Annotated in this window: 12 protein-coding genes; 5 read left to right on the top strand and 7 right to left on the bottom strand. The window is 72.5% G+C overall.

Annotation, left to right across the window (positions count from 1 at the left end; genetic code table 11):
* Positions 1–2: 2 nt before the first annotated feature.
* From AB0O67_RS04110 to AB0O67_RS04100, 3 genes are all read right to left on the bottom strand, one after another.
* The gene (locus tag AB0O67_RS04110; protein WP_365445730.1) at positions 3–359 is read right to left on the bottom strand and encodes a YciI family protein; all 357 of its coding nucleotides are present in this window, start codon (positions 357–359) and stop codon (positions 3–5) included.
* Positions 360–493: 134 nt separating this feature from the next.
* Positions 494–1546 carry an LCP family protein gene (locus tag AB0O67_RS04105; RefSeq protein ID WP_365445727.1) on the bottom strand — a complete coding sequence of 351 codons (1053 nt, stop codon included), beginning with the start codon at positions 1544–1546 and terminating at the stop codon, positions 494–496.
* Between the two features lie 64 nt (positions 1547–1610).
* Positions 1611–2690, bottom strand: coding sequence for a LacI family DNA-binding transcriptional regulator (locus AB0O67_RS04100; RefSeq protein WP_365445724.1), 1080 nt, complete (start codon positions 2688–2690; stop codon positions 1611–1613).
* A 145-nt stretch (positions 2691–2835) separates the two neighbouring features.
* Here AB0O67_RS04100 and AB0O67_RS04095 point away from each other — a divergent pair, with 145 nt between their 5' ends.
* Genes AB0O67_RS04095 through AB0O67_RS04080 form a run of 4 tightly spaced genes read left to right on the top strand, consistent with a single transcriptional unit; the run spans position 2836 to position 8301 of the window.
* Complete coding sequence (locus AB0O67_RS04095; protein ID WP_365445721.1) at positions 2836–4185, top strand: extracellular solute-binding protein; 1350 nt, start codon at positions 2836–2838, stop codon at positions 4183–4185.
* Positions 4182–5051 (top strand): sugar ABC transporter permease, encoded by an 870-nt coding sequence (locus AB0O67_RS04090; RefSeq protein ID WP_365445718.1) that lies wholly within the window; start codon positions 4182–4184, stop codon positions 5049–5051. The genes AB0O67_RS04095 and AB0O67_RS04090 overlap by 4 nt, the downstream gene beginning before the upstream one ends.
* Positions 5052–5055: 4 nt before the next feature.
* Complete coding sequence (locus tag AB0O67_RS04085; RefSeq protein ID WP_365445715.1) at positions 5056–5958, top strand: carbohydrate ABC transporter permease; 903 nt, start codon at positions 5056–5058, stop codon at positions 5956–5958.
* Positions 5959–5991: 33 nt separating this feature from the next.
* Positions 5992–8301, top strand: a complete 2310-nt coding sequence (locus tag AB0O67_RS04080) for a glycoside hydrolase family 3 N-terminal domain-containing protein (RefSeq protein ID WP_365445712.1) — start codon at positions 5992–5994, stop codon at positions 8299–8301.
* Positions 8302–8330: 29 nt separating this feature from the next.
* On the opposite strand, the gene AB0O67_RS04075 is transcribed toward AB0O67_RS04080, so the two are convergent.
* From AB0O67_RS04075 to tsaB, 4 genes are read right to left on the bottom strand one after another with little or no spacing between them, the layout of a single operon-like run.
* A complete protein-coding gene (locus AB0O67_RS04075; protein ID WP_365445709.1) occupies positions 8331–8588 on the bottom strand; it encodes a hypothetical protein in 258 nt (85 codons plus the stop codon).
* Positions 8585–9670, bottom strand: a complete 1086-nt coding sequence (gene tsaD, locus AB0O67_RS04070) for a tRNA (adenosine(37)-N6)-threonylcarbamoyltransferase complex transferase subunit TsaD (RefSeq protein ID WP_365445706.1) — start codon at positions 9668–9670, stop codon at positions 8585–8587. The genes AB0O67_RS04075 and tsaD overlap by 4 nt, the downstream gene beginning before the upstream one ends.
* Positions 9663–10172 (bottom strand): ribosomal protein S18-alanine N-acetyltransferase, encoded by a 510-nt coding sequence (rimI, locus tag AB0O67_RS04065; protein ID WP_365445897.1) that lies wholly within the window; start codon positions 10170–10172, stop codon positions 9663–9665. The genes tsaD and rimI overlap by 8 nt, the downstream gene beginning before the upstream one ends.
* A gap of 5 nt (positions 10173–10177) precedes the next feature.
* A complete protein-coding gene (gene tsaB, locus AB0O67_RS04060; protein WP_365445703.1) occupies positions 10178–10831 on the bottom strand; it encodes a tRNA (adenosine(37)-N6)-threonylcarbamoyltransferase complex dimerization subunit type 1 TsaB in 654 nt (217 codons plus the stop codon).
* 176 nt (positions 10832–11007) lie between these two features.
* Between tsaB and AB0O67_RS04055 the strand changes: the two genes are divergently transcribed.
* Entirely contained in the window at positions 11008–11568 is a 561-nt protein-coding gene (locus tag AB0O67_RS04055; protein WP_365445700.1) for a hypothetical protein, read from the top strand.
* Positions 11569–11578: the final 10 nt, after the last annotated feature.

The following is an 11578-nucleotide window of genomic DNA, read 5'->3' as shown; positions in this document are numbered from 1 at the left end:
ACTCAGCCCTCGGCGACCTCGCGCACCTCGCAGGTCACCGTCCAGTGCGCCTCGTGCACCTTCAGGAACCGCTTGGTCCACTCGATCGCCTCGGCCATGTCCTTGGCCTGCACCAGGGCGTATCCGCCGACGACCTCCTTGGTCTCGGTGAACGGCCCGTCGGTGACGGAGATCTGACCGCCCTCGTAGCGCACGCGGGTGCCCTGCGCGGACGGCGTCAGCCCGGCGGTGTCGAGCAGCACGCCGGCCTTGGTCATCTCCTCGATCAGTTCCCCCATCCGCCGCATCAGCTCGGGGCTCGGGCCCTCGGCGGGCGCGTTCCTCTCGTCGATCTGCACGAGCGACAGGTAACGGGGCATGGTGGCTCCCTCGGTAGTCGTGTTGGCTCCTCACCCATGCGTCGAACGGCGTCCGCGCGGATCGACACCCTCGCCGAATTTCCTCGGAACTTTTTCCGCGACCCCTTCCGCCCGCCCGCGGGCCCGCCCACGCCCTACCGCAGCGACTTCCACAACTCCCCCGCCTCCGGCTCGTCGGCCACCACCCGGTTCGGGTCCGAGGCCGCCGGGAGGACCGGCATCATCACCGTCTCCATGGCGTCCGCCGGCAGCCCCCGCAGGCTCTCCCCGAACCCCACCAGCTCGGACAGCGAGTCCAGACCGGTGTCGGTCGTCAGGCTCCCGGTCACCGCGTCGGCGACCTCGTACAGTCGGGTCGGGTCCGACAGCAGGCTGGTCGACGCGATCTGCTCCAGCAGCGCCTTCACGAGCAGGTGCTGAAGGCCTATGCGCCCCAGGTCGCTGCCGTCCCCGATGCCGTGCCGGGTGCGGGCCAGGGCGAGGGCCTGCTCGCCGTCGAGGTGATGGGTGCCGGCCGTCAGGGTCAGATGGCTGTCCTCGTCGTCGATGTCCTGCCCGGTGGTGACGGTGACCCCGCCGAGGGCGTCCACCAGCTGGGCGAAACCGGCGAAGTCGATCTCGATGTAGTGGTCCATACGGACGTCGGTCATCGACTCGACGGTCTTCACCGCGCACACCGGACCGCCCAGCTCGTACGCGCTGTTGAACATGACGCCATGGGCCTCGGCCGACTCACCACCCGACTCCAGCGGGCAGGACGGGCGGGTGACCAGGGTGTCGCGCGGGATGCTTACCACGCTGGCCTCGGTGCGCCCGGCGCCGAGGTGCACGACCATCGCCGTGTCGGACCGGGCGCCCTCGCTGTCTCCGCCCCCGAGGGCCTGGTTCCGGGCGCTCCCGCGTGAGTCCGAGCCCAGCACCAGGATGTTCAGGGCCTCCTGGGGCGGTGTCGAGGCGGATGAGGGGAGGGCGTGCGTCGGCTTCGCCGGGCGGTCGTCGCCCAGGGCGCTGTTGATGTCGACGCTCGTGATGTTGTCGTTCAGCCGCCAGTAGACCCAGCCCGCCCCGGCGCCCCCGAGCACCAGCGCGGCCGCGAGCACCAGCCCCGCGGCCTTCAGCGCCCTCGGCCGTCGGCCTCTCGGGCCCTCGTCCCCGTCCCCGCCGTGTTCCGTTATGTGTCCCGTCACGGACAGGAACGTACGTCCGAATTGTTACCAGCGGGGACCCCGAACCCTGTTTTCTTCGGAAAATCTAAGACTTCTCCAGCGCTCGGTGATCCGAAAGTTTCGACGGTGCGGCCGTACTGCTGCGCACCACCAGGCTCGTGGCCAGCTCCACCCGCGTCGTGGCGGCGGCCGCGTCCCCGCGCCCCAGGTCCAGCACCAGCCGGGCCGCCGCCTCCGCCATCTCCGTCAGCGGCTGCCGTACGGTCGTCAGCGGCGGCCCCACCCAGCGCGCCACCGGCAGGTCGTCGAACCCCACCACGCTCACGTCCTCCGGCACCCGCAGCCCCAGCTCACGCGCCGCCTCGTACAGCCCGAGCGCCTGCAGGTCGTTGCCCGCGAAGACGGCGGTCGGCCGGTCCGGGCGGCGCAGCAGCTGAAGGCCGAGCCGGTAGCCGGCGTCGTGGTGGAAGTCGCCGGCCACGACCAGTGAGGGGTCGACCGGCAGTCCGGCGGTCTCCAGCGCGGCCCGGTAGCCGTCCACGCGGGCCCTGCTGCACAGCATCCGCGACGGCCCGGTGATCGCGCCGATCCGGGTGTGCCCCAGCTCGACCAGGTACCGGGTCGCGGCGAGGCCGCCCTGCCAGTTGGTGGCGCCGATCGAGGGCACGTCGGTGCCCGGGTCGCCCGCCGGATCCATCACCACGAACGGGATGGAACGGCTGGTCAGCAGCGCCCGCTGGGACTCGTCGAGCTCGCTCAGCACCAGGATCACGCCGTGCGGGCGACGGGCGGCGACCTGGTCGGCCCAGGTCCGCCCGGGCGTCAGCCGGCCCGCGCTCTCGGAGAGCACGACGCTCAGACCGGCCTCCCGGGCCACGTTCTCCACCCCCCGGATGACCTCCAGGGCCCAGGCGCTGTCCAACTCGTGGAAGACCAGGTCGATCAGCGGTGAGCGGGTCGCCTCGGCCCGGCGCCGCCGGTAGCCGTGGGCGCGCAGCAGGCCCTCGACGCGGTGGCGGGTGGCGGGGGCGACGTCGGCCCGGCCGTTGAGCACCTTCGAAACAGTCGGCGCGGAGACTCCGGCCTCGCGGGCGATCTCGGCGAGGGTCGCGGTCTGGGCGGACCGCCGTGCCGTCCGGGTCTGAGGGCTTTCCGGGGGAGTCATGGCGGCGATCGTATCCCTGCGCGACCTCTTGACGGACCCCATGCGGCGCCATACGTTCCCGGAACATTCGAGCTTCTGGCCGAAACATTCGGTCATCGAGCAACGTTCCGCGCACGAAGAGAGTCGCGAGAGGATGCGTGCTGTCATGGGGTCTGGGTCCCTGGGGTCCACCACGTCGCCCGACGGCGGGCGTACGTTCAGCAGGCGCTGGATGCTCGGCGCCGGTGCCGCCACCGTGCTCACCACGGGCCTCACCGCCTGCGGTTCCGGCGGTGACTCCGGCGGCGCGGGCGGCGCGCTCACCGCCCTGGTGTACGGCGACGACGCGGCGAAGGTGCAGCAGGCGGCCGTCGAGCGGTTCAACGCCTCCAAGGCGGCGAAGAACACGGGCGGCACCGTCAGGCTGGAGAAGGTACCGGGCTCCGAGTACCCGGCCAAGCTGCGCACGGCGATGGGCTCGCCCAACGCCCCTGACGTCTTCTTCAACTGGGGCGGCGGCTCCATCAAGGCCTACCAGGAGGCCGGCCAACTGGTCGACCTGACCGACGTCATCGAGGGCGACCCGATCCTCAAGGACGGCTTCCTGCCTTCGGTGCTGGACGCGGGCGCCCTGGGCGGACGCCGGTACGGCATACCGATGCGCGGCATGCAACCGGTGATCCTCTTCTACAACAAGGCCGTCTTCGCCGAGCACAAGCTGCAGCCGCCGACCACCTGGGACCAGCTCCTCGACACCAACGCCAAGCTGAAGAAGGCCGGCATCACCCCCTTCGCGCTGGGCGGCACCGACATCTGGCCCGAGCTGATGTGGCTGGAGTACCTGGTCGACCGCATCGGCGGCCCCGAGGTGTTCGCCCGGATCCAGAACGGCGACTCCGCCGGCTGGGGCGACCCGTCCGTCCTCAAGGCGGCCGAGACGGTCCGCGATCTCGTGGACGCCGGCGCCTTCGGCAAGGGCTTCAACTCCGTGTCGTACGTCAACGGCGGCGCCCCGGCGGTCTTCGCGCAGGGCAAGGCGGCCATGCACCTGATGGGGTCCTGGGAGTACTCCACGCAGCTCGGCAAGTTCCCGGACTTCGCCAAGAAGCACCTCGGCTGGGCGGCGTTCCCCGCGTTCGACGGCGGCACCGGGGACGTGCGCAACGTCGTCGGGAACCCCACCAACTACTGGTCGGTCAACGCCCGCACCCGCAACAAGGACGCCGCGATCGCCTTCCTCAAGGACTGCGCGTCGCAGGCGTACGCCAAGGACCTGGTCGCCAACGGGGACATCCCGACCACTTCCAACGCGGCCGAGCTGCTGAAATCGGCGCCCAACCCCGAGTTCGCGGCGTTCCAGTACGAGATGGTCGAGCGGGCGCCCGCCTTCACGCTGAGCTGGGACCAGGCGGTGGACCCGGGCGTCCAGACGCCGATGCTCACAGAGATCAACAAGCTGTTCGTCGGCCAGTCGACGCCGAGCCGGTTCGTGTCCGCGCTGAAGGAGCTGAAGTGAGCGCTCCCGGCGCGGCCCCCCGCACCGGCCGGCCGCACGCCGTCTGGGCCCTGCCCGGCGTCCTGTTCTTCGCGTTCTTCGCGGTGGCGCCGATGGTGCTGGCCTTCCTGCTGTCCTTCACCGAGTGGAACGGCCTCGGCGACCCGAGGCCGGTGGGACTGGCCAACTGGCGCCGGCTCCTGGACGACCCCCGCCTGACCCAGTCCCTCTGGCTGACGGTTCTGCTGACCGTCGTCAGCTGGGCGTTCCAGACCGTCGTGGCATTGCTGCTGGGTGTCTGGGCGGCGGGCCGGCAGCGCAACCGGGCGATCCTGTCGGCGGTCTTCTTCGTGCCGTTCCTGCTCTCCTCGACGGCGATCGCCCTGCTCTTCTACGCGCTGCTCGACCCGAACTTCGGCATTGTCCAGAAGGACACCCTGGGCTCCTCCAGCGGCGCGTTCCTCGCGATCGTCTTCGTCGGTGGCTGGCAGTTCATCCCGTTCCACACGCTGATCTACCAGGGCGGCGCCCGCCAGATCCCGCCCGTGCTCTACCAGGCGGCGGCGATCGACGGCGCAGGCCGCTACCGCCGGTTCGTCTCCGTCACCCTGCCGCAGCTGCGCCACACCGTCACGACGTCCAGCGTCCTGATGGTGGTCGGCTCGCTGACCTACTTCGAGACGGTCCTGATCCTCACCCAGGGCGGCCCCGGCACGGACACCGCGATCCTGCCGTACCTGATGTACGAGGCGGGCTTCAAGAGCTACGACTTCGGCTACGCCAGCGCCATCGCCTCCTTCCTGGTGGCGGCGGCGACCGCGCTGTCGCTCCTGCTGGTCCGGCTGTCCGGCTTCGGCGCCATGCGCAGCGTCCGGGAAGGGATGTGACGCCATGGCGCACGACACGCTGCCGCACCCCGTGAAGACCTCCCGTCGCGACCGGCCGTCCGCCCCGGCGCCGCGCCGCCGCCGCTTCTGGCCAAGGCACGTCAACCCGCTGGCCGGGCTCGGCTCGGTGCTCTGGCTGGCGGTCGTGATCGTCCCGATCTACGCGATGATCTCGGCCTCCCTCACCCACCAGGACGAGGCGCTGGGCCGCAACGCCCTCCAGCCGCCCACCCGTCCCACCCTCGACAACTACAACACCGTTCTGAACAGCGGCTTCGGCCACTTCCTGGCCAACACGGCGCTCGTCGCGGCAGCGGTCGTGGCCATCGTCCTGGTCCTGGGTACGCCGCTCGCCTACGTCGCCGTACGCACCCGCACCCGGTGGTCGGGCGCCGCCTTCCGGCTGTTCCTGCTGGGCGTGGCGATCCCGGCGCAGGCGGTCGTGGTCCCGCTCTACCTGATGATCGCCAAGCTGAACCTCTACGACAGCCTGCTCGCCGTCATCCTGCCCACGGCAGCCTTCGCGATGCCGGTGTCCGTCCTCATCCTGACCGGCACCCTGCGCGACATCTCGGAGGAGCTGTACGAGGCAATGGCCCTGGACGGCGCCTCCCCGCTGCGGATGCTGTTCCAGCTGACGATCCCGCTGGCCAAGGGCGGCATCAGCACGGTCGTCATCTACGCCGCGCTCCAGGCCTGGAACGGCTTCCTCTTCCCGCTGATCTTCACCCAGTCCGACGGGCCGCGCGTCCTCACCCTCGGCCTGTTCAACTACGTCAGCCAATTCGGCGTGAACGTCCCCGCCCTGCTCGCCTCGGTCGTCCTGTCGGGCGTCCCGATCTTCGCCGTCTACTTGGTGGCGCGGCGGGCCCTGGTGGGCGGCCTGATGGGCGTCGGTGGCAAGTAGCGCCCTCCCTACGCGTTCGACGACAGGAGTTTCATGACCACCGCCCCTTGGCGTGACCCCGGCCTGCCCGCGGACGTCCGTGTCGCGGACCTGCTCTCCCGGATGACCCTCGAAGAAAAGACCGCCCAGCTCTACGGCGTGTGGGTGGGCGCCGGCACGGACGGCGACGGAGTCGCCCCGCACCAGCAAGAGATGAGCGACGACTTCGACTTCGACGAGCTGATCCGGCACGGCCTCGGCCAGCTCACCCGCCCGTTCGGCACCGCCCCCGTCGACCCGGAGGCCGGCGCCCGCTCCCTGGCCCGCGCCCAGCGGCGGATCGCCGCGTCCGGCCGCTTCGGCATCCCGGCGCTCGTCCACGAGGAGTGCCTCGCCGGCTTCACGGCCTGGCGCGCGACGGCGTACCCGGTCCCGCTGGCCTGGGGCGCCACCTTCGATCCGGAACTGGTGGCGGAGATGGCCCGGCGGATCGGCGCCGACCTGCGCTCGGTCGGCGTCCACCAGGGACTGGCGCCCGTGCTGGACGTGGTCCGCGACCCACGCTGGGGCCGGGTCGAGGAGACGATCGGCGAGGACCCGTACCTGGTCGGCACGATCGGCGCCGCCTACGTGCGCGGCCTCGAGTCGGCCGGGGTCGTGGCGACGCTGAAGCACTTCGCCGGGTACGCCTCCTCCGCCGGGGCCCGCAACCTGGCGCCCGTCCGGGCCGGGACCCGCGAGTTCGCGGACGTCACGCTGCCGCCGTTCGAGCTGGCGTTGCGCGAGGGCGGCGCGCGCTCGGTGATGGCGGCGTACACGGAGACGGACGGGGTGCCGGCCTCGGCGGACATGACCCTGCTGACGGAACTCCTGCGCGAGGAGTGGGGTTTCACCGGCACGGTCGTCTCGGACTACTTCGGCGTCGGCTTCCTCCAGACCCTGCACCGCGTGGCGGGCACGGACGCCGAGGCCGCGCACGCGGCGCTGGCGGCCGGGATCGACGTGGAGCTGCCGACCCTGAAGTGCTACGGGCGGCCGCTGGCGGAGGCGGTCGGGGCGGGCGAGGTGCCGGAGTCACTGGTGGACCGGGCGGCCGGGCGGGTGCTGCTCCAGAAGTGCGAGCTGGGGCTGCTGGACGAGGACTGGCGGCCCGAGCCGCCGGAGCGGCCCGTCGATTTGGACTCGGCGGCGAACCGGGCCCTGGCCCGCCGGCTGGCGGAGGAGTCGGTGGTCCTGCTCGACAACCCGGACGGACTGCTGCCTCTTCCGCCCGACACCCGCGTCGCCGTGGTCGGCCCCCGCGCGGCCGACCCGCTCGCGATGCTCGGCTGCTACTCCTTCCCCTCCCACGTCCTGCCCCGCCACCCCGAGGTTCCCACCGGCATCGAGATCGCCCCGCTGCTGGAGGCCCTGCGCACGGAACTCCCGGACGCCAAGGTGACGTTCGCGCAGGGCTGCGAGGTCGCGGAGCCAGACCCGTCCGGCATCGAGGAGGCGGTGGCGCGGGCGGCGGAGGCGGATGTGTGCGTGGCGGTCCTGGGCGACCGGGCGGGCCTGTTCGGCCGCGGCACGTCGGGCGAGGGCTGCGACGCGAGCGACCTCCAGCTCCCCGGCGTCCAGGCGGACCTGCTGGACGCGCTGGTGGAGACGGGCGTCCCGGTCGTCCTCGTCCTGCTGACCGGCCGCCCGTACGCGCTGGGCCGCTGGCAGGGCCGCCTCGGAGCGGTGGTCCAGGCCTTCTTCCCCGGCGAGGAGGGCGGCCCCGCGGTGGCGGGCGTCCTCTCCGGCCGCGTCAACCCCTCGGGCCGCCTCCCGGTGAGCGTGCCGCGCGACCCGGGCGGCCAGCCCTGGACGTACCTCCAGCCGCCCCTGGGCCTGGCGGGCGAGGTCAGCAACCTGGACCCCACGCCGCTGTACCCCTTCGGCCACGGCCGTTCGTACACGGCGTTCACCTGGGAGGACGTCGCCGGCGGCGACCCTCGGGTCCCGACGGAGGGCTCCTACGAGCTGTCCGTCACCGTCCGCAACACGGGCGACCGCGAGGGCGCGGAGGTCGTCCAGCTCTACCTGCACGATCCGGTGGCCTCGGTGACCCGTCCCGACGTCCGCCTGATCGGCTACCGCCGGGTGACCCTGTCCCCGGGCGGGGCGGCCCGCGTCACCTTCCACTTCCACGCGGACCTGTCGTCCTTCACGGCCCGCTCGGGCCACCGCGTCGTGGAACCCGGCGCGCTGGAACTCCGCCTCGCGGCGTCGAGCACGGACGTCCGCCACACGCGACGCCTGACGCTGCACGGCCCGCGGCGGCTACTGGGACCGGCCCGACACCTGGTGTGCGAGACGGATGCCCGTCCCCTCGACTGACCGGCCCGGACGGCCGCCGAGCCCCGCCCTCACTCCTCGTCCACCGACTCGAACCGCCACCGATGCACCGCCCGCGTGACCAACCCGCCGTCCGGCTCCGGCAGTTCCGGCAGGCCGGCGTCGGGGGCCGCGTCCCACCACGTGATGACGAGGACCCGGTCCTGCGGTGCGCGGAAGGTCTCCCGGCGCAGCGGGCCGGGGTCGAGGCGCTGTGCGCGTGCCCACGCCAGCAGTTCCTCCCCCCGGCCGGGCACCGCCCGCGCCTCCCACATCAACGCGACCGTCACGAGTACAGGTTCTCCTTGCTGACCTCGTGCACGTGGTCGTGCCCCGGCACGTGCGGGTCCGTCACCGGCAGCGACGAGTCCGCCGACAGGTCCCAGCTCGACGCCGGCCGGTTGCGCGCCACCATCTCCGCGCCCAGCGCCGCGACCATCGCCCCGTTGTCGGTGCACAGCTTGGGCCGGGGCACCCGCAGCCGGATTCCCGCCGCCTCGCACCGCTCCGCGGCGAGGGCCCGCAGCCGGGAGTTGGCGGCGACACCACCGCCGATCATCAGGTGGTCGACGCCCTCGTCACGGCAGGCCCGCACGGCCTTCCGGGTCAGCACGTCCACGACCGCCTCCTGGAAGGACGCCGCCACGTCGCGCACCGGCACCTCCTCCCCGGCCGCCCGCCTGGCCTCGATCCAGCGGGCCACGGCCGTCTTCAGACCGGAGAAGGAGAAGTCGTACGCCGCGTCGCGCGGGCCGGTCAGACCGCGGGGGAAGGCGATCGCGTCCGGGTCGCCCTCTCGCGCGTAGCGGTCGATGACCGGACCGCCGGGGAAGCCCAGGTTCAGCACCCGGGCGATCTTGTCGAAGGCCTCACCCGCCGCGTCGTCGATGGTGGCGCCCATCGGCCGTACGTCGGAGGTGATGTCGGAGGACAGCAGCAGCGACGAGTGGCCGCCGGACACCAGCAGCGCCATCGTCGGCTCGGGCAGCGCCCCGTGCTCCAGCTGGTCGACGCAGATGTGCGAGGCGAGGTGGTTGACACCGTACAGCGGCTTGCCGAGCGCGTACGCGTAGGCCTTCGCCGCCGACACGCCGACCAGCAGCGCGCCCGCCAGTCCCGGACCGGCCGTCACCGCGATGCCGTCGAGGTCCTTCGCGCTGACCCCCGCCTCCTTCAGCGCCCGGTCGACGGTGGGGATCATCGCCTCCAGGTGGGCGCGGGACGCGACCTCGGGCACCACACCGCCGAAGCGGGCGTGCTCGTCGACGCTGGAGGCGACGGCATCCGCCAGCAGGGTGGTGCCGCGGACGACGCCGACGCCGGTCTCGTCGCAGGAGGTCTCGATCCCCAGGACCAGGGGTTCGTCAGCCATGTCGGATCTCGGTTCCTTGTACAGAGGTTGCAGGGTCGGTCAGGCGCATCACCAGGGCGTCGACGTTGCCGGGCTGGTAGTAGCCGCGCCGGAAACCGATCGCCTCGAAGCCGAAGCGCTCGTAGAGCTTCTGGGCGCGGACGTTGTCGACCCGGCATTCGAGCATCACCTCGGCGCACTCGAACGCGGTCGCCGCCCGCAGCAGTTCGGTCAGCAGCCGCCCGCCGAGGCCGGTGCCCCAGTACTCGCGGGCCACGGCGATCGTCTGGACGTCGGCGATGTCACCGGCGGAGGCGAGCCCGGCGTACCCGGCGACGCGGTCGCCGTCCTGGGCCACGAAGTACCGCCGGGTCGCCCCGGGGCCCCGAGCGTGGGCGAGCTCGGACCAGAACATGCCCCGCGACCAGGCGTCGTCGGGGAACAGATCCCGCTCCAGCTCCAGCACGGGATCGAGGTCCCACCAGCGCATCTCCCGCAGCACGGGCGTCACGGGCTCGGTCACCTCGGTCACTTGGGGGTGACCACCTTGTAGTTCTTGGGCACCTGCGCGTCCGGGCGGCGCAGGTAGAGCGGCCGGGCGGGCGGCAGTTCCTCGCCCTTGTCCAGCCGCTCGACGGCCAGCCGGGCGAGCGCTGCGGCCGAGACGTGCTCGGGCTCGTACGCGACCGGGAAGGTGTCCGGGTACAGCAGCGCGCCCGCGCCGACCGCGGGCAGGCCCGCGACCTCGGCGGCGATGTCGGCGGGCCGGTCGACGGCCGGGTCCGTGACGCGGGTACGGGAGTCGTCGTACCGCGCCCAGTAGACCTCCTTGCGGCGGGCGTCGGTCGCCACGACGAAGGGGCCTTCCCTGTCGGCGGCGTAGGCGAGGCCGTCCAGCGTGCACACGCCGTGCACGGGGACCCCGAGCGCCAGCCCGAAGGTGTCGGCGGTCATCAGCCCGACGCGCAGCCCGGTGTACGGCCCCGGGCCGATCCCGACGACGATCCCGGTGACGGCGCCGAGTCTCAGACCGGCGTCGGTCAGGACGCGGTCGACGGCCGGAAGCAGCAGCTCACCGTGCCGGCGGGCGTCCACCTGGCTCGACGAGGTGATGACGTCCGTGCCGTCGTGCAGGGCGACGGTCACGGCGGGGGTGGCGGTATCCAGAGCGAGCAAGAGCACGCAATCAGCGTACGGCTCCTCGTGGCCGGTGGCGGACGCCATGGCGTCGACGGCCCGTCCGGGCTCCGACACGGTGCCCGGTCGCGGGCACGGCCGCCCGGATCCACCCGCTTTGTGCTGCTACCGTCACCTACGGTAACCACAAGCCAGGACTTACGAGACGCGGAGGTGGCGCCGTGGCCAGCACCAGCGCCGGCATCGTGACCGGGCTGACGGCGGCCGCCCTCACGGCGGTCGGCTTCCTCGCCTATCAGGCGGCGGCGACCGTCCCCGCCGAACTGAGCGCGTCGCCGAACGGCGCCGGCGGATCACCCGCGGCGGCCGCGTCCAAGGCCCCCCGCGACAAGCGGCACCCCACCGCCCTGCCCAGCGGCTCCGGCGTCGGCGAACGGGTCGTGTACTCGCTCGACGACGACCGGGTGTGGCTGGTCGGCCCGCGCAACCGGGTCCAGCACACGTTCAGGGTGATGCCGAGCGCGGTCGACCCGGCGCCGGGCACCTACGCGGTGACGTCCCGCTCGGGCGAGACCACCGGCTCCGACGGCACCCAGGTCGAACACGTCGTCCGCTTCACCAGCGTGGACGGCGTGGTCATCGGCTTCAGCGCGGCGGTGGACGGCAGCACCGCGCCACCCGACCCGGCCGTGCGGACCGGGGGCATCCGGGAGACGCGGGAGGACGGGGACGCGATGTGGATGTTCGCGACGATCGGTCAGAAGGTCGTCGTCATCCGGTAGGTGCCGCAGG

It is taken from the genome of Streptomyces sp. NPDC086077 (assembly GCF_040686175.1).
Lineage (GTDB): Bacteria > Actinomycetota > Actinomycetes > Streptomycetales > Streptomycetaceae > Streptomyces.
The sequence above is the reverse complement of the archived record's forward strand: the minus strand, read 5'-3'. Positions and strand labels throughout refer to the sequence as shown.